General features: G+C 71.2%; 23 protein-coding genes. 13 read left to right on the top strand and 10 right to left on the bottom strand.

All coding sequences use genetic code 11. The annotated features are described in order from the left end of the window. From ispF to Q7L65_RS02905, 5 genes are all read left to right on the top strand, one after another. Entirely contained in the window at nt 1–483 is a 483-nt protein-coding gene (ispF, locus tag Q7L65_RS02925) for a 2-C-methyl-D-erythritol 2,4-cyclodiphosphate synthase (RefSeq protein WP_304718733.1), read from the top strand. Nucleotides 484–626: 143 nt separating this feature from the next. Then, nucleotides 627–1,997, top strand: a complete 1,371-nt coding sequence (gene cysS / locus Q7L65_RS02920; protein ID WP_304718732.1) for a cysteine--tRNA ligase — start codon at nt 627–629, stop codon at nt 1,995–1,997. Between the two features lie 2 nt (nt 1,998–1,999). After that, entirely contained in the window at nt 2,000–3,166 is a 1,167-nt protein-coding gene (rlmB, locus tag Q7L65_RS02915) for a 23S rRNA (guanosine(2251)-2'-O)-methyltransferase RlmB (RefSeq protein ID WP_304718731.1), read from the top strand. A 305-nt stretch (nt 3,167–3,471) separates the two neighbouring features. Next, a complete protein-coding gene (sigH, locus tag Q7L65_RS02910; RefSeq protein WP_304718729.1) occupies nt 3,472–4,122 on the top strand; it encodes an RNA polymerase sporulation sigma factor SigH in 651 nt (216 codons plus the stop codon). Nucleotides 4,123–4,234: 112 nt separating this feature from the next. Further along, nucleotides 4,235–4,627, top strand: a complete 393-nt coding sequence (locus Q7L65_RS02905; RefSeq protein ID WP_304718728.1) for a hypothetical protein — start codon at nt 4,235–4,237, stop codon at nt 4,625–4,627. 6 nt (nt 4,628–4,633) lie between these two features. On the opposite strand, the gene Q7L65_RS02900 is transcribed toward Q7L65_RS02905, so the two are convergent. From Q7L65_RS02900 to Q7L65_RS02890, 3 genes are read right to left on the bottom strand one after another with little or no spacing between them, the layout of a single operon-like run. After that, nucleotides 4,634–5,575 (bottom strand): hypothetical protein, encoded by a 942-nt coding sequence (locus Q7L65_RS02900; RefSeq protein WP_304718727.1) that lies wholly within the window; start codon nt 5,573–5,575, stop codon nt 4,634–4,636. Continuing rightward, the gene (locus Q7L65_RS02895) at nt 5,572–5,994 is read right to left on the bottom strand and encodes an RNA polymerase sigma factor (protein ID WP_304718726.1); all 423 of its coding nucleotides are present in this window, start codon (nt 5,992–5,994) and stop codon (nt 5,572–5,574) included. The genes Q7L65_RS02900 and Q7L65_RS02895 overlap by 4 nt, the downstream gene beginning before the upstream one ends. After that, entirely contained in the window at nt 5,991–6,224 is a 234-nt protein-coding gene (locus Q7L65_RS02890; protein WP_304718725.1) for a hypothetical protein, read from the bottom strand. Before Q7L65_RS02890 ends, Q7L65_RS02895 begins: the two co-directional genes overlap by 4 nt. Here Q7L65_RS02890 and purU point away from each other — a divergent pair. Further along, nucleotides 6,214–7,122 carry a formyltetrahydrofolate deformylase gene (purU, locus tag Q7L65_RS02885; protein WP_304718724.1) on the top strand — a complete coding sequence of 303 codons (909 nt, stop codon included), beginning with the start codon at nt 6,214–6,216 and terminating at the stop codon, nt 7,120–7,122. The genes Q7L65_RS02890 and purU overlap by 11 nt on opposite strands. A 46-nt stretch (nt 7,123–7,168) precedes the next feature. On the opposite strand, the gene Q7L65_RS02880 is transcribed toward purU, so the two are convergent. From Q7L65_RS02880 to Q7L65_RS02850, 7 genes are all read right to left on the bottom strand, one after another. Then, nucleotides 7,169–7,564: a YidH family protein gene (locus tag Q7L65_RS02880; protein WP_304718723.1), complete on the bottom strand. Its 396-nt coding sequence runs from the start codon at nt 7,562–7,564 to the stop codon at nt 7,169–7,171. A 33-nt stretch (nt 7,565–7,597) separates the two neighbouring features. Continuing rightward, nucleotides 7,598–7,981 (bottom strand): hypothetical protein, encoded by a 384-nt coding sequence (locus Q7L65_RS02875; RefSeq protein WP_304718722.1) that lies wholly within the window; start codon nt 7,979–7,981, stop codon nt 7,598–7,600. 168 nt (nt 7,982–8,149) lie between these two features. Further along, a complete protein-coding gene (locus Q7L65_RS02870; protein ID WP_304718721.1) occupies nt 8,150–8,908 on the bottom strand; it encodes a hypothetical protein in 759 nt (252 codons plus the stop codon). An 18-nt stretch (nt 8,909–8,926) separates the two neighbouring features. Next, complete coding sequence (locus Q7L65_RS02865; RefSeq protein WP_304718720.1) at nt 8,927–9,526, bottom strand: RNA polymerase sigma factor; 600 nt, start codon at nt 9,524–9,526, stop codon at nt 8,927–8,929. Continuing rightward, a complete protein-coding gene (locus Q7L65_RS02860) occupies nt 9,523–10,683 on the bottom strand; it encodes a hypothetical protein (RefSeq protein WP_304718719.1) in 1,161 nt (386 codons plus the stop codon). The genes Q7L65_RS02865 and Q7L65_RS02860 overlap by 4 nt, the downstream gene beginning before the upstream one ends. 9 nt (nt 10,684–10,692) lie before the next feature. After that, on the bottom strand, nt 10,693–12,690 hold the full coding sequence (gene ftsH / locus Q7L65_RS02855; RefSeq protein ID WP_304718718.1) for an ATP-dependent zinc metalloprotease FtsH: 1,998 nt from the start codon (nt 12,688–12,690) through the stop codon (nt 10,693–10,695). Nucleotides 12,691–12,817: 127 nt separating this feature from the next. Beyond that, nucleotides 12,818–13,708 (bottom strand): hypothetical protein, encoded by an 891-nt coding sequence (locus tag Q7L65_RS02850; RefSeq protein ID WP_304718714.1) that lies wholly within the window; start codon nt 13,706–13,708, stop codon nt 12,818–12,820. A gap of 361 nt (nt 13,709–14,069) precedes the next feature. Here Q7L65_RS02850 and Q7L65_RS02845 point away from each other — a divergent pair, with 361 nt between their 5' ends. The 7 genes from Q7L65_RS02845 to Q7L65_RS02820 all read left to right on the top strand — a co-directional run bounded on the left by Q7L65_RS02845 (nt 14,070) and on the right by Q7L65_RS02820 (nt 25,127). Beyond that, nucleotides 14,070–18,737, top strand: a complete 4,668-nt coding sequence (locus Q7L65_RS02845; protein WP_304718713.1) for a hypothetical protein — start codon at nt 14,070–14,072, stop codon at nt 18,735–18,737. A gap of 246 nt (nt 18,738–18,983) precedes the next feature. Beyond that, nucleotides 18,984–20,333 carry a hypothetical protein gene (locus Q7L65_RS02840; RefSeq protein WP_304718711.1) on the top strand — a complete coding sequence of 450 codons (1,350 nt, stop codon included), beginning with the start codon at nt 18,984–18,986 and terminating at the stop codon, nt 20,331–20,333. A gap of 299 nt (nt 20,334–20,632) precedes the next feature. Beyond that, the gene (locus Q7L65_RS02835; protein WP_304718707.1) at nt 20,633–23,170 is read left to right on the top strand and encodes a PKD domain-containing protein; all 2,538 of its coding nucleotides are present in this window, start codon (nt 20,633–20,635) and stop codon (nt 23,168–23,170) included. Between the two features lie 381 nt (nt 23,171–23,551). Further along, complete coding sequence (locus Q7L65_RS02830; RefSeq protein ID WP_304718705.1) at nt 23,552–24,016, top strand: DDE-type integrase/transposase/recombinase; 465 nt, start codon at nt 23,552–23,554, stop codon at nt 24,014–24,016. After that, a complete protein-coding gene (locus Q7L65_RS27655) occupies nt 24,010–24,234 on the top strand; it encodes an integrase core domain-containing protein (RefSeq protein ID WP_370552513.1) in 225 nt (74 codons plus the stop codon). The genes Q7L65_RS02830 and Q7L65_RS27655 overlap by 7 nt, the downstream gene beginning before the upstream one ends. Nucleotides 24,235–24,271: 37 nt before the next feature. Further along, nucleotides 24,272–24,514 carry a hypothetical protein gene (locus Q7L65_RS02825; protein WP_304718704.1) on the top strand — a complete coding sequence of 81 codons (243 nt, stop codon included), beginning with the start codon at nt 24,272–24,274 and terminating at the stop codon, nt 24,512–24,514. 244 nt (nt 24,515–24,758) lie between these two features. Further along, on the top strand, nt 24,759–25,127 hold the full coding sequence (locus tag Q7L65_RS02820; RefSeq protein WP_304718703.1) for a transposase: 369 nt from the start codon (nt 24,759–24,761) through the stop codon (nt 25,125–25,127). The last annotated feature ends 65 nt before the right edge of the window (nt 25,128–25,192 follow it).

Genomic DNA, 25,192 nt, shown 5'->3' with positions numbered 1-25,192 from the left:
ATGGTCGCGACCGGAGTCGGCTGGGACGTCCACAGACTCGTGCCGGACCGGCCGCTGATCGTCGGCGGCGTGACGATCCCCAACGAGCTGGGGCTTGAGGGCCACTCCGACGCCGACGTGCTGACGCACGCGGTGATCGACGCGTTGCTGGGCGCCGCCGGCCTCGGCGACATCGGCGAGCACTTCCCCGACACCGACGAGTACTGGAGCGGCGCGAACTCGCTCGACCTGCTGCGCTCGACGCGTGAGCTGGTGGTCGTCGGCGGCGTCGAGATCGCGCACGTCGACGCGACCGTGATGCTGGAGCGGCCGAAGCTGCTGCCGCACAAGGAGGCGATGCGCGCGAACCTCGCGGGCGCGCTCGAGCTGCCGGTCGCGCGCGTGAACGTGAAGGCGACGCGCGGCGAGGGGATGGGCTTCGTCGGCCGCGTCGAGGGCGCCGCGGCGCTCGCGATCGCGACGCTGCAGCGACCCGAGGACTGACGAGCGCCGCTGCTACCGCGCTGACGGTAGTGTGTGCTGCTCTGGCGCCGTAGTCGTCGTGTCTGGCAAGGACGCAGCGAGCGCGGTGGGCGCCAGCCCATAAGCGAGTGAGGACGCCGCCAGACGCGGCGAGGACAAGCCAGATGCGCGCGATCACGATCCATGACACCAGAAGCGGCGAGCTGAAGCCGCTTGAACCGCGCGACCCGGGGCGCGTCTCGATCTACGCCTGCGGGCCGACCGTCTACGGCCGCGTCCACGTCGGCAACGCCCGCCCGTTCGTCGTCTTCTCGCACTTCAAGCGGTTCCTGCAGCACGAGGGCTACGAGGTCACGTTCGTCGCGAACGTGACGGACGTCAACGACAAGATCTACGACGCCGCGCGCGCGGCGGGCGTGCCGAGCGAGCAGCTCGCGGCCGAGATGACCGCGCACTACGTCGCGGACACCGACGCGCTCGGGCTCGGGCGGCCCGACCACGAGCCGCTCGCGAGAGAGACGATCGCCGAGATCGTCGCGCTGATCGCGTTGCTGATCGAGCGCGGCCATGCGTACGCCGTCGAGGGCGACGTCTACTTCGACGTGCGCTCCTACCCCGCCTACGGCGAGCTGTCGCACCGCGACGTCGACCAGATGGACCAGGGCGAGGGCGTCTCCGGCGCCGCCTTGAAGCGCGACCCGCTCGACTTCGCGCTGTGGAAGGCGTGGAAGGACGGCGAGGACACCTCCTGGGACGCGCCGTGGGGCAGAGGCCGGCCCGGCTGGCACATCGAGTGCTCGGCGATGGCCGAGGCGCTGCTGGGCGTCGGCTTCGACGTCCACGGCGGCGGCTCCGACCTCGTCTTCCCGCATCACGAGAACGAGGCGGCGCAGACCTGCGCCGCGCACGGCGAGCCGCTCGCACGGCTGTGGATGCACAACGGCATGGTGCGGCTCGACGGCGAGAAGATGGCGAAGTCGGTCGGCAACATCTTCCTGCTGCACGAGGCGCTCGCGACCCACGGCCGCGACGCGCTCGTCGCCTACTTCGCCGGCGGGCACTACCGCCAGCCGATCTCGTACTCCGGCGAGCGGCTGGAGGAGGCGAGCCGCTCGGTGCAGCGGATCCGCGAGCTGGGCCGCCGGCTGGATCCGGACGGGCCGACGCCGCCGGAGCTGGCGCCGCTGCGCGAGGCCTTCTTCGCCGCGCTCGCCGACGACTTCAACACGCCGAGAGCGCTTGCGGTCGTGTTCGACTGGGTGCGCGGCGCGAACCGCCTGCTGGAGACCGGCACGCCGGTCGGCGCGCGCGACCTGCGCGAGCTGCTGCAGGTGCTGGCGCTCGACAACCTGCTCGACGCCGATGGCGCGGCGGGCGGTCCCGACGAGGCGGCGCAGGACCTGCTGGCGCGGCGGGAGGCGGCACGCGCGGCGCGCGACTTCGCCGCCGCCGACGCGCTGCGCGACGAGCTGGCGGCGCTCGGCTGGACGGTGCGCGACGGCGCCGCCGGGCCCGAGCTGGTCCCCAACTCCTGACTATGGCTGATCGACGTAGACAAGGGCGCGACGCGCGCCGGGCCAGCGGCTCGACGGAGGGCGGCGGCGCGGGCGGGCGCGGTGGCGAGCGCGGACGCGGAGGCTCGGGCAGGCGCGATGGGCGCGGCGACGGGCCGCGCAGTTCGGGCGGCTTCGGCGAGCGCGGATCCGCGCCCCGTGGCGCGGGCTCGGGCTTTGGCGGTGCGGGTGAGCGCGGCAGACGCGAGGAGCGGCCGCCGACGCGCAGATCGCGCAGAGCGGGCGGCAAGCACGGGCCCGGGGCGAGAAGCGCGAGAGCGCGCAGCGCGCGCGTGCCGGCGACGCCCGGGCAGCGCGGACCGGGACGTCCGGGCGCGCGCGGAGCTGCTCAGCGGCGCGGGCCCGAGGCGGAGGTCGTCGCGCCGCCGGCGGACGTGCGCGAGGAGCGCGTCTTCGACGACTCGATGGTGCTCTACGGCCGCAACGCCGTCCACGAGGCGCTGCGCGGACCGCGCGAGGTGCAGCACGTGTGGGCGACGCGGCACGCGCTCGAGGAGCCGTGGCTGGCCGAGGTCGCGCGGGACGCCAACGCGGTCGACGTCAACGTCGTCTCGGACGGGTCGTGGATCGAGCGGCGGTCGGGCTCGCCGGACCATCAGGGCGTCTGCGCGCAGGTCGCGCCGTTCAAGTACGCCTACGTCGACGAGCTGCTGGCGGTCGAGCGGCCGCTGATCGTGGCGCTCGACGAGATCCAGGATCCGCAGAACCTCGGCGCGATCGCACGGACCGCCGAGTGCGCGGGCGCGACCGGGATCGTGATCCCGGCGCGGCGCACCGCCGACGTCACGCCCGCGGTCTGCAAGGCGTCGGCCGGCGCGGTCGAGCACATCCCGATCGCGCGGGCGCGCAACCTCGCCGACTTCCTCAGAGACGCGAGGGAGACAGGCGCCTGGTGCTACGGCGCCGAGGGCGACGGCGGCGTCCCGTACACGGGCGTCGACTACTCCGGCCCCGGCGTCGTACTCGTGCTCGGCTCCGAGGGCAGGGGCCTGCGGCCGCGCGTCGCGTCCAACTGCGACGGGCTGATCGCACTGCCGCTGCGCGGCATGATCGGGTCGCTCAACGTGAGCGCCGCAGCCTCCGCGCTGCTCTACGAGATCGTCCGCCAGCGCGACGCCGCCGCGGCCTGAGCCGCGGCAGCCGGGGTGGGGGAGAGGGGGCTCGCGCCCCCCTCGCGTCGGCTCTGCCCGAATGCGTGCGCGCGCTGCGATCGGCGTTTGCGCGCCGTTTCCTGCACCCGGGTGTCCGGGCTGCAACCGATCCTGCAGACGCCGCTTGACAGGCGTTCCATAACTGTGGCAGTCTGCAGCCCTCATAAGGGTGGACCTCAGCTTGAGGCTCCCACCCGGACCTATAAAGTGGCAGCGCCTGGGGAGGTAATGCGCTACGTAGCGACGATCGCACTCGAGCGTGCGGTTGTCGGAAGGGTGTGCTCGTGGCTCGAATCTCCTATAACCCTCAAGGTCAAGTCCAGCTTGATGACGGGTTCCTGATCGCCCTTGCGAAGCAGGGCAATCCAGATGCGTACGACAGACTCGTCCGCCGCTATTACGGATTCGTGCGACTGAAGGCGTCGTCGTATTTCCTCGCCGGTGGCGACTCGGATGACCTGATACAGGAGGGCCTGGTCGGCCTCTACAAGGCGATCCGCGACTACCGCACCGATCGCGAGTCGAGCTTCCGCAACTTCGCGGAGCTGTGCATCACGCGCCAGATCATCACCGCCGTCAAGACGGCGACGCGCAACAAGCACACGCCGCTGAACCAGTACGTCTCGTTCTCGGCGTCGCCCGCCTCGGCGACCGGCGACGGCGATCCGACGCTGGACGAGGTGATCCCGGGCCCGACCGTCCACGACCCGGTCAACCAGGTGATCAGCAGCGAGGAGCTGCGGGCGCTCGTCGCATGCCTCTCGACCGTGCTCTCGGACCTCGAGTCGCGCGTGCTGTCGCTGTACCTCGACGGCCACTCCTACGAGGCCGTCGGCGAGAAGCTCGGCTGCGACACCAAGACGGTCGACAACGCGCTGCAGCGCGTCAAGCGCAAGGTCGGCACGCACCTCGCCGCCCGCAACGTCCTGCTGTAGCCGGGCAGGGACCGTTCACGACGACGACTTTCCGCGGGCCGTCGCGGCGCGCCCACACCCCGCGCCGCGACGGCCCTGCGTCGTCGCAGCACCCCCGCGTTAGGATCACGGCGTGAACACCGTTCTGATCGTCATCCTCGTGGTCGCCGGCCTGTTTCTGCTGGCGATCGCCATCGGCGCCGTCGCCGCCACTCGCCGCAACCGCGCCGGCGCCGCGAGCTTCGGCGCGAGCCTGCTCGCGGTCGACCGCCAACTGGCCGCGGCGACCGCCGAGGACCACGGCTGGGAGCGCTCGACGCTCGACGCCGCAGCGCGCAGAGCGTTCGCCGCGCACCGTCCCGGCGTCAAGCCGCAGGAGCTGGGGCTGGCGCAGATCGTCGACGAGCCCGGCACCGACTCCGACCTCGCGATCTACCGCATCGTCACGGCCGAGGGCACGACGCGCCTGACGCTCGGCCGCAGAAACGGTGCCTGGTACGCGAAGGGCGTCGAGGACGACCGTTGACGGCCGTCAGGGGCCGGGCGGTCGCCCAGCAGCGCTGATGCGCGCGGACGGCCGCAGCCCGCGGTCGGCACCGCGCTCGGCGATCGTCGCGCCGTGCTCGTCGAGCAGCCTGTAGCCGGCGACGCTGTTCGCGGGCGTGGCCGTCCGCCCCTCGAGCTTCAGGACCGCGACGTTGTCGGTGATCTCGAAGCGCTTCAGGGACCCGTCGAAGAAGCGCACGTCGACGGCCGCGACCGCGTCGCTGAAGAGGCCGATCGAGATCGAGATCCGCGTGCGGGAGCTGGCCGGCAGGAAGCGGCCGCGGCCGAAGAAGGACGGCGGGTAGCAGTTCCCGCCCGCGCCGCTGTTCGGGTACACGATCGTCGGGCACAGACGCGGGCCGGTCATGTCCGGGATCTCCCACGGCGGACGCGGGTCACCGCGTCGGAAGGCGCGCTCCATGTCGGGGACGCTCGCCATCGGGACGAGGAAGAGCGGATGCCCGTCGGGGTCGCTGCCGGCTCGGCGGATCGCGGCGGGGTTGAGCCGTCCGATCTGCGCGGTGGCGGGACAGGTCGTGCGGTCGGCCGCCGTCTGCGGACGCCGCAGGATCGCGTAGGTCGCGAGCAGACCGCTGTCGACCGGCGCCGAGACGAGTCTCAGGCGGCCGCGCCCGGCGGCTGCGTCGCACTGTCTCGGCAGCGCGCTGTGCGAGCCGCCGGGAGTCGTCGCGCGGTCGCCGCCCGGGAGCGCGAGCGCGATCACCGCGAGTGCGACCAACGCGATGCACGCGACCGCGGCCGTCAGCGCGAACCGCGGCGGGCGCGGCAGCCGGCGCGGGCCGAGGGCGCGGCGGGAGCGCGCGCGAGCGGGGCTGCCGGCGCCTGCGGCAGATGCGCCGGCGCGTGCGCGGCGCCGGGCCGCGTCGACCAGTTCGCGTTCGAGGCGGTCTTCGAAGGTCGTGCTCACGGTTGCGTCCTCTCACGGGCACGCAGGCGCGCGCGCAAGGTCGCCAAGCCGCGCGAGACGCGCTGGCGCACCGCCGCCTCGGACAGGTCCAGCTCGCCCGCGATCTGCTCGTAGTCGCGCTCGTGCACGATCCGCGCGAGGATCGCCTCGCGCTGTTGGAACGGGAGCGCGTCGAGCAGCCGCGCGAGCTCGGCGACGGGGAGCGACCCGAGCTCGTCGATCCGCTGCACGTCGTCGTCGCTCAGCGCGATCGTCGCGATCCCGAGCCGCTCCCGCGCGCGGCGTTCGGCGTGGCCGCGGCGCTGCGCGTCGGCGAGCTTGTTGAGCGCGATCCCGAACAGCCAGTTGCCGGCGGCGCCGCGGCCTGGCTCGAAGCGGTCGCTGGCGGCGAGCGCGGCGGCGAACACCTCAGCAGTCACGTCGGCGGCCAGCCGGGGTCGCGCGCGCGGCGGGAGCAAACGGCGAGCACCCAGCGGACGTGGCGGCGGTAGAAGACGCCGAACGCGTCGGCGTCGCCGCCCGTGGCGGCCAGCAGTTCGGCGTCGGTGCGGGGATCGCGGTCCTGCATCTGGTCGATCTTCGCCGCAGTGCCACCGGCTGTGACGAAGACGTGCCAAGTCCCTACGATCCGCAGTCCGATGACCGCCACCGCAGATTCCACGACGAAGGGCCGCAACGAGCGGCCGAACACCGCCCGGCTGCTGATCTCGTGCCCAGACAGGCGAGGGATCGTCGCGGCTGTCTCGCGCTTCCTGTTCGAGCACGGCGCCAACGTGCTCGAGGCCGACCAGCACTCGACCGACCCGGCCGGCGGCAGCTTCTTCATGCGGATGGAGTTCCACCTCGACGGGCTCGACCTCGGCAGACCGGAGCTGGAGCAGGCGTTCGGCTCGACGGTCGCCGAGCAGTTCCAGATGGACTGGCAGATGTCCTATGCGCACAGCCCCAAGCGCGTCGCGTTGCTGGTCTCGCGTGAGGAGCACTGCCTGCTGGACCTGCTGTGGCGCTGGCGCAGCGGCGACCTCGACGCTGACGTCGGGCTCGTGATCTCCAACCACACCGACGCACAGCGCGACGTCGAGAGCTTTGGCGTCCCGTTCGTCCATGTCCCCGTCACGAGAGACACTAAGCCTCAGGCTGAGGCTGAGATCATCCGGCTGCTCCGAAGTGGCGACCACGGCAGCTTCGACCTGGTCGTGCTGGCGCGCTATATGCAGATCGTCTCCGGCGACTTCCTCGCGAGGGTCGGCGCCCCGCTGATCAACATCCACCACTCGTTCCTGCCGGCCTTCGCCGGCGCCGACCCGTACCGCCGCGCGAGTGAGCGCGGCGTGAAGATCATCGGCGCCACGGCCCACTACGTGACCGAAGAGCTCGACGCCGGACCGATCATCGAGCAGGACGTCGCCCGCGTCAGCCACCGCGACAGCGTCCCGGACCTCGTGCGAATCGGCCGCGACATCGAGCGCACGGTGCTCGCACGCGCGGTCGCGCGCCACTTGGCCGACCGCGTGCTCGTCTACGAGAACAAGACCGTCGTCTTCTGAGCCGGACGCGGCGGCCGGGCGGGCGCTCGCCGCCGCTCGCAAGCGCTCAGGCGTCGATCAGCACGATCGCGACGACGAGCACCGCGACGAAGACGCCGACGGCTGCCAGCACGGTCACGAAGCGGTCGTCGGGGCCCATGTACTCGCCGCGCCGCACCGCCGCGTCGACCTGCCTGTAGCGGATCACCCCGTAGACGAAGCAGGCGATCCCCAGCAGTCCGAAGACGACGCCCGCGAGTATCGCCAGCGTCTCGCTGCCCGTCGTCACCTCGGGCAGGACGCGGCCGAGCCCGAGGCTGCCGGCCATGCACGTCAACCCGGTCCGCCACCACGCCAGGTAGGTGCGCTCGTTCGCGAGGTGGGTGCGTCGCGTCGCGTCGCCGTCGGCGTCGAATCTGCCACCGCGCGCGGGCGCGGTGTCGCGGTTGCGCTCGCTGGTCACAGCGAGGACGCTACTCCACGGTGAGGCCGGCGCTCACGCCGCGGCGGCGGCGCTGCTGGGCAGGCGCACGCCGCTGCCCTCGGCTTCCAGCTCGCCGACGCGCTTGAGGCGGCTGATCGTGGAGGCGACGACGGTTCGCTTGAGGCCCGTCAGCGCGGCGATCTCCGGAGCGGCGACGCCCGGCTTGCGCGCGACGATGTCCAGGATCAACTGCTTGTTGGCCCCTTGCGGCGCGCGTGCGCCGACCGCGGCGCCGCCGCCGAGGCGGCGTGTCGAGACGGTGGCCAGCCGTGGCTGCGGGCTCTCGTCCAGCGCGATCAGCAGATGCTGCAGCTGTTCGGCCTCCACCAGCAGCGGCTGCAGTTCGCGCAGACGTGCCTCGGCGGTGCGGCGAATCTCGTCGACGGTGGGACTCATGACCTCTTGGGGAAACGTGCGGCGGGGAAACGGACGGGGAGAGGCCAGTATGAGGCATGTCGTCGCTAAACATGACAAACCTGGTAACGAATTTACGAACTGTTCACAACTGGCACGTCAACGCGGCGCGGTGTATACGAAACGTCAACGTTTACATCCGCGCCCGCGTCACGGGCGCAGCCGCCGCCGCTCCAGTCGCACGCCGTCCTGGTCGTAGGAGACGACTTCAGCACCCGCGTGCGAGGGCGCCCCGTCACCGCGCGGGAGCAGCGCGACAAACCAGCGCAGCTCGCGCGGCAGGCGCGCCGCTCGCGCACCCGCAGCGGACGTGAGCGGCTGCGTCGGGACGATCACGCGCCGCCTCCCCTCGATCACGGCGACGCGATCGATCTCGTCGCCCGTGTAGCCGATCACTATCCGTGTCAGCGGCGCCAGCGTGCCGTCGATCTGCAGCTCGCGCGCGCTCGGCGGCGGCTGGCACGCGGTGGCGACGCGTCCCGCGGCGATCAGGTCATGGCAGAGCTGGTGATCACGGCGGTAGCCGTTCAACAGCCAGTGCTGGCCGTCGATCATGCCGCTGGCGAGTCGCGCCGTCGCGCTCGTGCGCAGCGTCGGATCGCTGCCGCCCGTGTCGACGAGCGAGCGCGTCGCGACGGCCGACGCCGCGACGAGGCAGCCGAGCCCGGTGAGCACAAGCACGCGGCGCGCTATACGGCCGGCGGCCTCGCGGCGTGCGGCCGCGCGGCCGCGAGTGCGCACGGCAATGCCGGGCGAGTGCGCGGGTGCGCTCACCGTCGCGGGAGCATGCACACGGTCGGCCGCGGGAGCGTGCGCGGCCGACGGGCCGATCGCGCGCTGCGCCGCGGCGCACCATGCCTGCTCGAGCTCCGCGAGGATCGGCAGGTCCAGGTCGTAGGGTCTGTTCACGTCATCACTCGTCACTCGTCAGGGGTCCTCGTGGTTGCAATTCGCGTGGTGCAGCAGGTCCCCCCTGTCACTGTCGAGCAGTTCGCGCGACAGTCGGCGCAACGCGCGTGACACGTGCGCGCGGGCGGTCGGCACGCGTACCCCCATGCGGTCGGCCACCTCCCTGTACGTCAGGTCGTCGATCACGCGCAGCTGCACGGCGGTGCGCTGGTCATCTGGCAGTTCGGCGAGTTGCTCGGCGAGCATGGCGCGCAACTCCGACAGGCCCGCGAGCTCCTCGATCCGCTCGATCTCGCGGTCGCTCAGCATCCGCCGCTCTACGCCCATGCGCGCTGCCCCTCTGCGCTCGGTGACGCCGCGTCGCTCGTGGTCGCGCAGCGTGCTGCGGGCGATGGCCCACAGCCAGCCGGACAGCTCCGACTCGTCGCTGCCGCGATACTGCGCGCGGCGGTCGAGTGCCGTCGCGAAGACCTCGCCCATCAGGTCCATCGCCAGCTCCGCGTCGTGCAGCCGCCGTTGGAAGAACAGCAGCAGCGACTGCGCGTGGCGTCGGTAGAGCACCCCGAAGTCGTCCGCGTCCAGCGGAGCGGAGGGTCGGCGCCTGGGCGGCTGCGTCATCTGCGCCTCGCGGCGCGCTGCGCGACATGGCCGGCGTCGACGGCGATCTTGTCCTGCTCGCTCCGCGCCAGCGCGAGGTAGCGCGCGGGCGTCGCGCGCGGTGCGGGCGAGAGCGCGAGCCGGCGCAGCGTCGCCTGCCAGCTGACCGTCGCGGTGATGCGCGTCAACTGGCGCGTCAGCGCACGGCGTGTGCGCGCGTTGGTGCCGGGTGGAGCGACGATCGCGATCCAGCGCTGCGCGTGGGCGACTGCTGCGCCGTCGCCGAGCAGATCGCCCAGCCGCGCGACGGGCGGGCCGGTTGGCCCAGCGGCGCCGGTCGGCCCAGCGGTCCCGATCGGTCCAGCGGCGCGGGCGGACGCGCCTGCCGGGGTCGCGGAGCCGCTGGCGGTCTGCAGGCTGTCGCTCTGCGCCAGCAGCCGCAGGCCGCGCGCCAACGGCAGCCGGTGCAGCTCGCTGCGCGGCGCGATCACGACGTCGGCGAGGTCCCCGGCGCGTGCGATCACGGCAGCGTCGGCGGTCGGCAGGACGCGGTAGCGCACGTCGCCGTCGACGCCGACCGAGTGCACCAGCGCCGCCAGCGCAGTCCTCGACCAGGCATCTGGCGCGAGCCCGAAGACGGCGCCGCCCGGATCGCGGCGCATCGTCGTGAAGAGCTCCTCGGGGCTGTGGATCGATGATCTCCCAGAGGTCGCGACCACAAGCGGATCCTCGGCCAGCAGCGCGACCGGAACGGCGTGGCGCAGCAGTCGCGCAGCGCGCTCTCCCTCTGCCGCGATCGTCGGCAGCGCGCTGCCGCGACGGTCGCGCTCGATGTCTGCGACGGTGCCGGCGTCGACCAGCAGCAGCGGCGGCGTCGAGCCGCCGCGTCGTGCCAGCAACGTCGTCACCGCGCTCGTGGAGCCGCCGTGCACGAGCTGACTGCGGACCGGCCGCCAGGGCCGGTCCAGTCGCTCTGCGGCGGCGCCGGCCAGGCGCTCCGCCGAGCTGCCCGCGTTGACGCCGGGCACCCACAGCACGAGCGCGCTCGCCGGCGGCGCCGCCACACCGTTCTCGGGACCGTGCAGCGGCTGGCGCAGGAAGTCCGCCGCGACGAGCGCGACGGTCATCGTCAGCACCAGCGGCCATAGACCACGCCCACCGAGAGAGGTGGCGCGCATCAGCGGCGCTCAGCGCTGGTCGCCGTCACCGCGACCGCGCGTGTCGGCGTTGTTGCGCTCCGCGAGCGGGATCGTCTGCAGGTCGACCGTCTTGACCGTCGACAGCAGCGCCTCGAGCGCGACCCCCGAGAGCGTCTCGACCTCGATCAACGAGCGCGCCGTCTCCTGCACAGAGGTCCAGTTCATGCGCAGCACGTGCTCGGCGCGCGTCTCGGACTCTTCGACGATCCGCTCGACCTCTTCGTCGATCAGGTTGAGTGTCGCGTTGCCGATCGAGCCCAGCTCCTGCAACGAGGCGCCGAGGAAGACCTCGCTGGCCGGCTCGCCGATCGTGACGTGACCGAGCCGCGGCGACATGCCGAAGCTCGTGACCATCGAGCGCGCCAGTCTCGTGGCGGCGTGCAGATCGTCGCTGATCCCGGTCGACTCCTCGCCGAACTCGATCACCTCGCCGGCGGTGCCGGCCATGATCGCGACCAGCTGACGTTCGAGGTCGCTTCTGCCGTGCATGATCGCGTCGCGGTCGGTGAGCATGTGGGCGGCGGTGCCGAGTTGGCGGCCGCGGGCGACGATCGAGAGCTTCTGCGCGCTGACGGCCTGGCCGATCGCACGGGTGGCGACGGCGTGGCCCGCCTCGTGGATCGCGATCGTCCAACGCTCGTCGACGCTCAGCACGTGCTTCTTGGCGGGGCCGGCGACGACGCGGTCGATCGCCTCTTCGAGCGTCGCCTGGTCGATCTCGGCATGGCCTTCGCGGACGGTCAGCAATGCGGCCTCGTTGACCACATTGGCGATCTCGGCGCCGGAGAAGCCGGGGCAGAGCTTGGCGATCTCGTGCAGCTCGACGTCTTTGTGGAATCTGCGGCCGCGGGCGTGCAGCGAGAGGATCTCGAAGCGGCCGTGAACGTCGGGGACGTCGACGACGACTTGGCGGTCGAAGCGGCCGGGGCGCAGGAGGGCGGGGTCGAGGATGTCGGGGCGGTTGGTGGCGCCCATGACGACGACGCCGGCGTCGCCGCCGAAGCCGTCCATTTCGACGAGCAGCTGGTTGAGTGTCTGTTCGCGTTCGTCGTTGCCTTGTCCGACGCCGGCGCCGCGTTTGCGCCCGGCGGCGTCGAGTTCGTCGATGAAGATGATCGCGGGCGCGTTCTTGCGGGCCATCGCGAAGAGGCTGCGGATGCGGGCGGCGCCGACGCCGACGAGCGATTCGACGAATTCGGCGCCGGAGGCGGAGTAGAAGGTGGCGTCGGCTTCGCCGGCGGTCGCGCGCGCCAGCAGCGTCTTGCCGGTTCCGGGAGGTCCGACGAGCAGCACGCCCTTCGGCGCCGCCGCGCCCTGGTCGAGGTATCTCTGCGGGTCGTCGAGGAAGTCGCGGATCTCGCGCAGCTCCGCCAGCGCCTCGCCGGCGCCCGCGACCGAGTCGAACGTGATCGGCGAAGCGCCTCTCTTCTTCTTGCGGCCTCTGCCACGGAAGTTCGAGAACGCGCCGATACCGCCGGCGCCGCCGTCCTGGCCGAGCCGCGTGAAGAACGCGAACAGGCAGACGAGCAGCAGGATCGGCAGCAGGAACTGCACGACGATCGTGCGCGCCGGCTTGCCCGACTGCGCGTCGATCGTGTACGGGACTCTGTTCTTCTGCAGCGTGTTGACGAGGTCGAGCGTCGCGGCGTCGGAGGCCGGGTAGTCCGCGTACACGTCGAGGCCGGTCTCGGTGACCGCTTCGATCTGGTGGTCGCGGTCGAGCAGGACGGCGGAGCGCAGCTGCTCGGCGTCGGACAGCTCGACGACGGTGCTGAGGGCGACCTTGTTGCCGCTCCCCTCCTGCCCGAGCGAGCCGAGCAGGACGAAGAAGGTGATCGCGAGCGCGATCGAGGCCAGCAGCAGGAAGGTCGTGATCACGTCCTTCGTGAGGAAGCGGCCGATCGGCGCGATCGCGTCGACGACGCGCTGGAGGGCGAGCGCGACGGGGGAGCGTCTGCTCTTCGCCGCCAGGCGGGGATTGCTCATCGAACTCCTCGACAGCGATTCGGGAACGAAAACGGCAAGCGGACAAGATTGAGGCGCGACGAGCCGCCTGGTGTGAACAAATCGAGAACACCGCGCCGTGAACACGGCGCGGTGTTTTCAAACTCGATCATTCGGCGCCGCGCTCCTCGGCGCCTGGGGTCTTCGCGTACGCGCAACGGAAGTTCTCCGGCTGCGAGACGGGCTTCGCCCCGGCGAAGCCGCCGTGGTCGGCGTTGTCGTATACGGTGATGTACTGCAACGTCTCGGGTGACGGGTTGGCGGGCAGCGGGACCGGGTCCGGCTCGCCCTGACGGGGGTCGCCGCGCGAGCCGTCGCTGACGCCCTGCGAGCCGGCGGCGCTGCCGCCGGCGGTCGTCGTTATGAGGTTGGACGTCATCTCGCGCTGATCCTTGCTGCCGTCGGCCGGGTCCTCGTCGCGCGAGGAGGTCAGCTCCGAATCGCTGACGCTCGACTCGAGCTTGAGCCGTGTGACAGCGCCGATCAGCTGCGCAGCGCTCGGCAGGTAGCCGTCGGCATCGCTGCACCGTCTCGTCGCCCAGAACCAGTCGTTGTCGCCGGCGTCTTGCGGCTCGACCGGGTACGGGGAGGCGTCGATGCAGTAGCTGCCCAGGTCGATCGTCGTCGGCGCGCAGCTGCCCTGCACCTGTGCGAGCGTTCTGCCGCCGAGTCTGTCGGCGTTTCTCGCGGATCTCGCCGATCTAGCGGATCTCGCGACGCTGACCAGCGGAATCGCCGACGCCGGGAACTGCTTTCTGCGATTGAGCCGCAACAGGCCCAGCGGCCGCGGCGTCGTGCTGGGGCCCGGCAGCGCTCTGCGCTTGGAGCTTCTTCTGGTCGGTGTACCCGGTCTTCTGTTTGCGGCGGCGTTCACGGCTGTGACCGGGCGTTCACGTCCGCCGAGCGCGGCGCCCGCGAGCCCGGTCGTCGACACCACCAGCGCGATGATCGAGATCGTCAGCGCGGCGGGCGCGATGCCGCGCGAGATGCGCTCCTTCATCCAGACTGCTCCCAGAATTCGTTGACGGCTGACGCGCGATCATCGACCCCCGGCGCAGCGAGGATGTCAACGACTTGAGAACGAACACGTGTTGACGATGTGATCACCAATTCTTCACGTTGTCCGTTTTACGGCACGGCAGACTATCGTCGCGTTCGGGGTCTGCGCCCGCATCTCGCCGGTCCCCCTGGCGCAATCAAGGAGCTGCAGTGTTGTCACAACATCCTCGCCGTGTTCACGTTGCGTCCGGTCGTCGCCGCACTGGAGCGCGCGACCACGCGGCCGCGTGAGCCGCGTGAGGTTAAGCGCACGCAGGCGCGTCACCGTTGCCGCAGCCCTCGTGCTGGTGGCCGGCGCATGGTTGGCCCAGATCTCGCTGGGAGATCTCGCCGGGACTGGCACCGAGGACCGCAGCGGGTTGACGTTCCAGCCGGTGCTCGGAGCGCCGGCGGTCAACGTACGGCTGCTGGGCGCAGCGACCCAGGGCGCCCCGGGCGAGGTCTGGGGCTACGGACAGCTGAGCGAGCCGCAGGCCGCCACCTCCGGAGGATTGGAGTGGGGGGCGATTCGCTACACGCGCGATTCCGGCGTCTGGCAACCGGTGCCGTTCGCCGATGCTCAGGGTGGCCCGTTGAACGTCGAGCCCGCCTGGCCGTACAGCGTCGTCACGCCGAGCGGAGGATTCGCGGTGCTGGCACGTGCCGACGGTGTGACGACGGATGATTTCGGGCGGCTTGCGACGCGTGATCCGAACGGCGGGTTCGTGATCGCGCCGGCGCCGCCGTCTGCGACGCCGCCCGCGGATGCGAGAGACGTTTCGCCGAGCGAACCGCCCGTGACCGACCCGACGCCGAGCGAGCCGACGGTGAGCGGCACCGACCCGAGAGCGGCTCACGACGCGTCCGGCGACGGTGAGGCCGCTACCGGCGCGGTCATGACGAACGAGGCGACATCGCCGGACATGTCGCAGGCGCCTGCGACGCCGACGACGACACCGCGGGACCCGGAAGCGACGACGACACCGCAGGATCCGGCCGCGACGACCACGGCCAACGACGACCCGGCCGCACCGGCCGATCCAGTGCTCGAGGCCGGTGAGCGCCTCTACGCCGGCGAGCAGGATCCGAGCCTGCTCCTGCGTCCGACGATCGCCGCGATCGACGAGGCCGGCCGCACGGGGGCGCTCGTCCTCCCGGCGCGTGACGGGGACGCCAGAGCAGCTCCTGGGGTGCTCCACTACGACGGCAGCAGTTGGACACGCGAGGCGATCTGCATCGCTCTGGTCACGGATAGATGCACGCCGCCGACGGATCCGCTGCTGACGCCGACACTCGTCGCCAGCGGACCAGACGACGCCTGGCTGCTGGCGAGAACCGGCAACAGAGCGACGCTTTTCCAGCGCATGCCGAGCACAGGAGACACGCGGGTCTGGCTCCAACGTAGACCGCAGAGCCCGCTGCTCGGCGCCGGCGCCGAGCCGCTCGCGACCACGCCGCGGAAGCTGACCGTCACTGCGCAGGGCGCATGGGTCGATCTCGACCTCGACGCCGCGCACGGCAGCGGCACCCTGCTCGTTCCCGCTGCTGCGCCGGACGGGCCGCCGATCGGCACATGGTGTTACCCGAGAGCCGCATGCGCGGATGCCACCGGCGCGCTCGCCGCTCCTCTTCCGAGCGACGCGTACGGCAGCGTCGCCTTCCCCGGCACCGGTGCCGACCCCGGCACGCGCATCGTCACCGGGCTGCCCCGCGGCGTCCAGTTGCGGCTGCAGGGGAATGGCACCTTTGACTACGTCGTCGGCGCCGGAACCGGCGGCGCGACGGCGGCGTTCAGCGCGCCCGACGACGGATGGACGGGCGCGCTGGCCGGCACGACGCTCCTGCGCGTCGCGGCGACGGCGGTTCCGAGCCCGCTGACGTCGTGGCCCGTCCCGTTCCGCTACCCGTTGCTGGCGCTGGCCTCGCAGCCCGGCAGAGCCGCCGGGGACGCCGACGCGCAGATGCTCGCCGTCGGAGATCGCGGCCAGGCGGCCCGCTTCGCGCCTGGGCGTGGATGGCAGCCGGAGTTCATGTACGGCGCCAGCGGGGCCCGCGCGACGCCGCGGCTGCGCGGCGTCGCGTGGCCCGAGAGCGGGCGCGCCTATGCCGTCGGCGACGAAGGCGAGATGTGGCTGTGGCGCTCGGACACCGGTCTGTGGGAACCCGACCCGGGCAAGCCGTTGAACTTCCACGGCAACCTCAACGCGGTCGCCTTCTCGCCGAGCGACCCGAACGTCGGCTATGCCGTCGGCAAGCAGGGCGTCCTGCTCGCGTACGGCCGCATGTGGACGCAGGAGGCGCTGCCGGAGGGCATTCAGCAGCAACACCTCACCGACGTCGCGTTCGCGGGGACGCAGGCGCTCGCGACCTACAGCACCGTCGCCACCTTCGGCACTCCGGTCGCGTCGAGCAGAAGCGGCCTGCTGGTGCGCGACGGCGCCGGCTGGCGGATCGACGACACCGTCACGCAGCTGCTGAGAGGGCGAGCGCTGACGAGAGTCGCCGGTCTGCGCGACGGCGGCGCGGTCGCCGCCGGCCCCGGCGTCGTGATCGAGCGCGACGGACCCAGCGCGCCATGGCGAGAGGGCCCGCCGCTCTCCGGGCAGCAGGCGCCGAGAATCTCCGCGCTCGCCGCGTTGCGCGACGGCGCGTCGGTGCGTGCGCTGGTCTCGGTCGACACCGACGGTACGGCGCTGGCCGACCTCGACATCAACGATCAGCCCTCGCCGCCGCCCGGCCAGCCGCCGTTGTTCATCGACCCCGACCCGCTCCCCGTGACGGGATACCTGCTGCGCGAGAACGCGGGCGGATGGCAAGACGTCCAGCACGGCGCCTACGTCGAGAGCGGCATCGACGCACCGGCCTGGCCGGATCCCGTCCTGGCGCTCGCCGTCGACCCCGCCGGCACCACCGGTTGGGCGGTCGGCGGCAACACCGGCGGCCGGCAGTACAGCGGCGGCGTGCAGGGAGGCGTGCAGACGGCGAGCGCTCAGCGCTACGGCGCCGGGCCCGCGCCGCCGGCGGCCGCGACCGTCCCGGTCGGCGCACCGCCGGGGATGGCGACGTTCGCGCTCGCGGGCGGCGCGCAGTGCGCCCAGCTCTGCGCCGACTCGGCGAACCTCGGCGTCGGCCCCGACGTGTGGCTGCGCGCCGCCGTCAACCGCGCCGCGCAGATACCGGATCTGCGCGCCTTTCTCTATGCCGGCTCGCGCCTCTCGCCGACGCAGAGAACGACCGATGCCGATGCGTTCGGCCGGGAGCTCATGCGCTATTCGCAGATCCTGCGCGGATCCGGTGCCACGCTGCCGACCTACGCGGCGGCATCGGCCGGGGAGGCCGCGGTGGATGGCAGCATCGCGCCGTTCGTGGCCGCGCTCGGGCCGTCCGCGCCTGCCGGCTCGGTACCGCCCGGCACCCCTCAGCCGCCCGCGGGGATCGCGGCGTACGCGTTCGACTCCGAGGGCGCGACAGGCCCGGTGCGCGTGATCGTGCTCGACACGTCGCGTCGAGCCGTCGCACCGGGACGCACGAGCGGGGCATGCTCCGCGACCGCGATCCAGGACCAGCTCGACTGGCTCTGCGCGCAGCTCGACGCCGCGAACGCCGCGCAGGTGCCCGCGCTCGTGGTGGCGAACGCCGACCTGCTGGACGCGTCGGCGCCCAACCACGCCGCGGACAGCGACCTCGTCGTCGATGCGCTCGTCAACCACGGCGCCTCGGCGTATCTGTTCCAGAGCGTCGAGAAGAACGTCCAGCAGACGCTCGGGGTGGCGCCGCGGACCGTCCCGGCGTTCGGCACGGGCACGCTCGGCTACGTCACGCGGCCGACCGTCAAGCTCGACGAGTTCCTCGGCGACAGCGGGTTCCTGCTCGTCAGCGTCGACGTCGCCAGGCGCAACCCCGTGACCAACGTCGCGCCCGTGAGCGCGTTGACGATCCCGAACGCCGGTCAGCTCGCGCTCGATGCCACCGACGGCCTGCTGCTGCGACGCAGCAGCGTCGCCCTCTTCACCGGTCTCGCACGCCGTCCGCTCGGCGGCAACAGCGTCGCCGGCACCGCAGCCAACCGGATCGAGAACCCGGACCCGTACGTCGCGATTCCCAGCAGCTGCATCGGCGCCAGCTGCGGGCAGCAGGTGCCGCTCGCCTATCGCTTCACGTCGTCGAACCCCGACATCGGCGACTTCGTCGCGCGCGATCCCAATTCGACGAACCCCCGTGCGGTGCTCCAGGGCGTGGACGGCAAACCGCTGCTCGATCCTGCGTCGGGCCTCTTCTGCGCGTTCAACGCGGGCAACACGACGGTGACCGTCGAGTCCGGAGGCCTGAGCTACTCGCAGGACGTGACGATCCTGAGAGGCAGCGTCCAGCAGCCGTGCGGCACTGTCCCGCTGCGTAACCCCCCGCCGGCGAGACAGATCGTCGCGCAGACGGAGATCGAACCGCCGGACTTCACTGCGCCGCCCGACGAGGAGCCGGCGAGACGGACCCCGACCGAGATCGACATCGCACCGCCACTGCCGCCGTCTCCGTCCGCGCAGCCGCAGCCGACGCCTGCGCAGAGATCCCCGGCGCCGAAGGCTCCCGTGAGAGCGCCGCCGCCACCGCTGTCGCTGGCGATCCCGGTCGCCGCCGCGCTGATCCCGATCCCCGTGCGCGCCGCCGTGCCGCCCCCGCCTCCGTCGCCCGCGCGCCCGACGCCGCCGTCGGGCACGTCGCAGGTGCAGGGCCAGTCGCCGGTCTCCCAGACGGCTTCCGCGCCCGAGCGCCAGCGTGAGCAGGAGGTCGCCACCGAGCTGATGCATCACATGGCCGCCTACGAGCCGGACCGCACGTCGCGCGCGCCGTCGTGGCCGTTGTCGGTGGCGCTCCTCGTGATCGCGGCAGGAGCGGGCGCGACGCTGCGCCTGGATCGCCGCCGCCGCACGTCCAACGACCCCGGCCGGCTCGCCTACGCGACCGCACGCGACCGCCGTCTCCGCAGAGGGTGAACGCATGGCGCGGCGACCTCAATGTGATGAATTGGCGCATCCCGTAATCGGGAGCTGGTGTTGGCACAGGTGTTTACGTTCTTATTACATCGCCCTCCAGACACGCGTTTACGGTCATGTAGACCTCGACGAAGGGGGTCGGGGCAGATCACATCGATCCCCCTCTAGGGGGAAAAGGACGGGACGATGTCAAGTTGGAAGAACGGCCTTCGCAAGGCTGGTCTCGCCGTGGGCGTAGGCGCGCTCATGGCCGGTGCGATGGCAGGGCAGGCCTCCGCGGCCGGCATCGCGATTCAGGGCGGCGGCGCGTCGCTGCAGAACGTGGTCCAGGGCCAGTGGCTGGCCAACTGGGGCACGAGCACGAGAAAGATCTCCGGCGGTTCGGGTCTGACCTACGTCTCGGACTCAAGCGGTCGCTGCCTCAACAACTGGGGCTTCACCGGCGGCAGCCTCGGCTCGCCGACGCCGATGTTCGACTACTGCTCCTCGGATGACCCGCCGAGCACGGCGCAGATCGCGGCCTCGAACCTGCTCACGGGCACCACGGCCGTCACGGTTCCGGTGACGCAGGCGCCGGTCGCGGTGATCCTCGGCATCCCGTCGACGGTCACGGGCCTGTCGGGCCAGGTCAGCCTGACCAACGCGCTCCTGAACCAGACGTTCGCCGGCACGCTGCCGACCAACGGCGGCTTCGCGGCCAACACGTGGGGCGCCCTGCTGACGGCGGCCGGCAAGACCGGCCTCGGCGGCGCCGGCCTCAACACGAGAATCAAGGTCGAGGGCCGCTCCTCGACGTCGGGCACCACCTACGCCTTCAAGAACTACCTGGCGAAGGTCGACTCGACCACGTGGCTGAGATTCAACGATGGCACGACCACGTGGCCGTCGGGCACCAACCTGGAGCTGACGCGCTGCTCCACGGCCAACAGCGGCGGCAGCCAGCTGGCGGGCAACGTCGCCGCCGCCGGTGAGGGCGCGATCGGCTACGCGAACCTCGCGGACGCGGTCACCGCCGGGTTCACGAACACGCTCGCGTCCCACGCGGGCACGGCCGCCGACTGCACCACGTCGGCGCCCCACCTGATCGCGTACGCGCTGGTCCAGAACAACGGCTCCACCTCGCCGGCCACCTACGGCGATCCGATCAGCAGCGATCGCGCGAACGTGCGCACCGACAGAAGCGACTTCACCACGACGGACAACAGAGTCCCGTCGTCGTACCCGTCGGGTGGCGGTTCGTGGTTCGATCCGAGCAGCGATCCGTCGCTCGGCATCACGGCCAACCGTCCGGACGCCGGTCTGAGCCCCGCCAGCAACAAGTACGGCATCGTCGCGGTCACGTACATGATCGTGTTCGACGACTACCAGACGGGGGCGCTTGGCACCGCGTACGGCAGAAACTCCCCCGCCAGATCGACCACCGACGTCGAGGACACGGCGTGCAACTACGTCAGATACGTGGTCAGCGCGTCGCCGTTCCTGGGCATCGGCGGCCAGCAGTTCCTGAGCTCCACCACCGGCCCCGCCAGATACTACGCGGCGCTGCCGACCAACCCGGGGACCGCCGCGCGCAACAACGCGGCGCTCTGCGGCTGAGCCTTGGATTGAGAGGCTCTGACAAGAGCAGTTCGATGACAGAAGAACGCGCGCCGGTCGTCTGACGACCATGCGCGTGCCGAATTCATCGTGTCGACTTCGACGCGGTGAATTCGACAGCCTCGGGCGGCGCCGAATTCGGCGCCGCCCTTGGCACGTTGTGAATCCCCCTGAGAGACGAGGTTCCCTTGCGAGAAGTGACGAGAGTGACAAGTACGAAGCGCAGATGGCGGCGAGAGATCGGTTCGACGATCCGGCGCGGCATCGGACGTTCACTGCCGATCGTGGTTGCCGCCTCGGTGGTGGCCACCGCTTCGGCTCACGCCGCCGACCCCTACGGCGAGGCGCACCGCTTCGGCGGGTTCGACGCGGCGTACTTCAACAGCGGCGGTTATGACGGTTCGAGTGCTCCCGCCCCTGGCAGATTCCTCAACCCGACGGGCTTCGCAGTCGACGCGAGCGATCCGGACGGCACCGCGATCTACGTCGTCGACCGCACCAGCAGAACGCCCTCGCAGCTCGGCAGCGCGCGCAGCCAGTGGCGCCTGCAGAAGCTGAGCGAGAGCGGTGCGGTCGAGGGCGTCGCGAGCTTCTCGCTGCCGGGCGGGCAGCCGCTCAGCGACTATCCCTCGATCGCCGCGATCACCGTCGATTCGGGCTCCGCGGGGAACCCCGGGCGCGTCTACGTCTCGCTGCAGGACGTCGACACCCACGCGGCGATCGCGATCGTCGCGTGGTCGACGAGAGTCGTCGACGGCAAGCTGACGACCCCGGACGGGCTGACCGCCGACACCTACACGCAGGCGGAGGACGGCTCGCAGTCGGCGGGCGTCCTCAGCACGAGCGCGCAGCTGAACCTCGACAGCACCACGGTGTTCCCGACCGCGCTGGCGATCGCGGGCACGGGCACGGGCAGAACGCTGGCCGTGATGTCCGGCGACATCGGCGTGCCGGCCGCGATCACGCGCATCGCGCTCACCAACGGCGGCGGCAGAGCGGCCGGTGACAAGCTCGAGACGTGGACGCCGGCAGAGCTCACCGGACTGCCCAACGCCCCGGATGACATCGGCGCCTACCAGCGCGACTACGGCGGCCTCTCGCGCGATCCTGACGGCGGGCTGACGGCGACGCTCTCGGCGGTCGAGAACGCCCGCGGTGCCGGCGCCGTCGCAGTGGTGCGGCTCGGGCCTGATCTCGACCAGCCGAGAGTGCTCGAGTCGTGGGTCAACACGCCGGCCATGTTCCCGCCCTTCTTCGGCCTCGACTTCTCGCGCTGGGCGGCCGTCTCGACACCGACGTTCGGCGCCATCCCCAAGCCCTCCTCGCAGGTCGTCGCGCTGAGCAACGGCCGCTATGCGGCGATGTTCCTGGAGGTCGGACAGGCGACGCCGTGGACGGCCCGCTCGGCCGGATCCGGCTTCTGGTACGAGTCGAATCTCGGTATCCGCCTGCTCGCGCCGGTGAGCGCTCCGGGTGAGTCGTGGGACGGGTCGCTGTCCAACCCCGACGTGCCGGTCAGCTCGATCCTGAACACGCTCGGCAACGTCTCCGGCAGAGGCGACTGCGCGCTGTCGTTCAACAACATCAACAACACCGCGGGCCTGGCCACCGGCAGCGACGGCAGCGTCTGGGCGCTGACCGCCGGCGACGACGCGGGACAGGCGCAGACCGACGGCGTGGCCGTCAACGGTCGCGAGGTGATTGAGTTGTCGCCCGGGGCGAGTGAGCGTCCCTGCTCGCAACCGCAGGGCACCTTCGCGGCCGCGACAGGCGGCAGAGACCTCGATGCGAGCGCCCCGATCACGATTCCGGTCGCGTCGACGGTCGACTTCGACGCCTCGGCGCTGCTCGTCGGTACGTGGGGCTACAAGTACGAGTGGGATCTCGACGGCGATGCGTCCAACGGCTACGAGCAGGCTACGAGATGGCTCGCACCCGACGACTTCGAGACGAGACAGGACCCCACCGCCAGACATCAGTACACGAGACCGGGGGTCTACACGATCAGACTCCGGATGCATGGCGACTTCGGTGTTGTCGAGCGCGAGGCGAGAGTGGTGGTGCAGTCGACGACCGCACCCGCGGCCTCGTTCACGGCCAGCACGAACTCGGCGTTCGTCGGCGACGAGGTCGCGTTCGACGCGTCCGCGTCGAGCGCCTCGCCGGACACGAGACTGCTCAACTACCACTGGGACTATGGCGACGGCGTCATCGAGGACAGCTCTACGCCGCAGATCGACCACGTCTTCGGCGCGGCCGGCTCGTACAGCGTCAGACTGACGGTGCGCGGCAGCGACCAGCAGGTCAGCACGGCGGCGACGCGGACGGTGACGGTCTCGGCGAGAGACATCGTCCAGCCCCCTCCGCCGGATGACAGAAGAACGCCGATCGTCGTCCCGCCGCCGCAGCAGAGACCGCCGGTGATCCCCGCTCCCGTGGCGGACACCACCGCCCCGGACATTTCGCTGAAGCTGAGAGCGGCGAGAGACGCGCTCGTGGCGACGCTCGGCTGTCCGGTAGGCGAGTCGGCCTGCGTTGGCACGATCAAGCTGACGGCGACGACGAGAGTCAAGGTCGGCAAGGGCAGAAGAGCGAGACTGCGCACGAGCGTCGTGACGGTCGGCCAGGTGTCGTTCTCGCTCGCGGGCGGTCAGTCTAGAACGGTGACCGCGAAGCTCAACGGGGCAGGCAGAGGGCTGCTGAAGAGAGGCGCGCTGCGCGTCCAGGTGATCGTCACGACGAGAGACCAAGCCGGCAACGCAAGCTCCAAGAGACGCACGGTCACGATCAGAAGAGCAGCAGCGAGAAGAGCCGCGAGAAAGAAGGCGCGCCGCTAGGTGAGCTGCTCACGGGGTTTGTGAACGTTTGAAGGGAGGTGTCCGGCCTCCGACGGAAGGTGCGGTCTGCGAGGACAGACCTGCCGAAGGAGGCCGGACATGGAGGATCGTAGGTGCAAGCTCGGGCTGCGGGGCCGGCTTGAGTTGGTGCAGTTGGTGGAGGGTGGCGCGACGCTGAGGGCGGCCGCGGCCGCCCTCAGCGTCGCGCCGGCGACCGCGCATCGGTGGTGGCATCGGTGGCAGGACGCGAGCGTGGAGGAGCGCGCGTCGCGAGCGTGCCTGCGAGCCAGGCCGCCGGTTCCGAGGTCGTGTCCGTGGGCGCTCAGCGCCGAGGCCGAGCAGCAGATCCTTGACGCAAGGGCGAGAACGAACTGGGGGCCGATGCGGCTGACGTTCTTGATCGGCCGGCATCGCTCGACGATCTGGAAGGTGCTGCACCGCCATGGCGTCAGCCGAGCGCGGCGCTCAGCGCCGCCGGCGAGCACGCGCCGCTACGAATCGACCGAGGCCGGCGCGCTGCTGCACATCGACGCGTTCTCAGCCCCGAAGTTCGACGCGCCCGGGCACTGGGCGACCAGAGATCGCTCCCAGACAGGCCGCAGCCGCAACGTCGGCAAAACGGTCGTGATCGGCATCGTCGACGACCACACCCGCCTGGCCTACTGCGAGCTGCACAGCGCTGAGAAGGCGACCAACGTCGCCGCCACGCTGCGCCGCGCAACGACCTGGTTCCACCGGCAAGGCTGCGGCGCAGTCGAGGCGGTCATGAGCGACAACGCCAGGTGTTACTCAACCAGCGCCGCCTTCAAAGACGCCCTCGCTGAGATCGCGCCCGCCACATCCTGATCCCGCCCTACACACCCCGCTGGAACGCAAAGATCGAGCGCTTCTTCGGCACCCTCGACCGCGAATGGGCGCACGGCCGCATCTGGCCCAACAGCACCCAACGCGACCGCGCCCTGTCATCGTTCATCCGCTTCTACAACCGCCGCCGACCACACCCAGCCTGCAGCGGCCAAGCCCCCATCACCCGCGTTCACCAACACCACGAGCAGAACAGTTAGATGGTGGATGCCACGCCGGTGGGTGTGGCAGGTGTTTATGGAGCGCAGATCGAAGTCGGCGGTGCTCAGTGCCACCGTCGACCAGGGGGCCACGATGCTTGCCGACCTCGATCTGCTGCTCTGTGCCGTGTTCGTCACGGCTGACGATCTCCTGCCCACAAGGCTGGGGAACGCCAGGCGAAGGATCGCTGACGCGGAGGTCATCACGCTCTGTATCGCTCAGCCGCTGCTCGGGATCAGCTCGGATCGCAGTTCCTGCGGGCCGCACGGCGGCGACTGAGCGGCCTGTTCCCCGTCCTGCCGACTCAGGACGCGTTCTGAGAGCGGCGCGCGCGGCTGACTGAGCAGATCGAGCGGGTCATGGCCGTGTCCGCCAGAGACTGTCCGGGCTACCGGGACTCGATCTGCCTGCTGGACCCAACGCCGGTCGAGTGTGGCCGGTCGGTCGAGACCGCGCGCGGCTCCGATCTTGGCCCTGCATGCGCCTACCACTACAGCCGCAGCCATTCCCGTTGGTTCTGGGGATGCGCCTGCATCTGCTCGGCGCACCGGACGGCACGATCCACTCCGTCATCCTCGCCTCCGCCGACCAGAAGGAACGTGACGTCGCGCACCGCCTGTTCGCGATCGGCCTGCGCGGCGGCGAAGCGATCGTCTGCGACAAGGGCTACGCAGGCGCGGAATTCGCCCAGCATGCTGTCGATACCTACGGCGCCAAGGTTCTGCGCCCAGCCCGCGCGACCGAACCCGACAACGGCCTGCACCTCTCCTTGATCCGACAGCAGATTGAGAGCTTCTTCTGGACCCTCAAAGACCAACTCGGGCTCGAGCTGCACCTGGCGCGCAGCCTGCACGGCCTGCGCGCCCGAATCACCGTAAAGCTCCTCGCCTAGAGCGCCGGCATCTGGCTCAACTGGCTCACCGGCCGCCCAACACGAACCTTCGCCGACCTCACCAC

The sequence above is a fragment of the Conexibacter sp. CPCC 206217 genome (genome assembly GCF_030646165.1).
GTDB lineage: Bacteria > Actinomycetota > Thermoleophilia > Solirubrobacterales > Solirubrobacteraceae > Conexibacter.
This window is presented reverse-complemented; position numbering and strand designations above follow the sequence as displayed.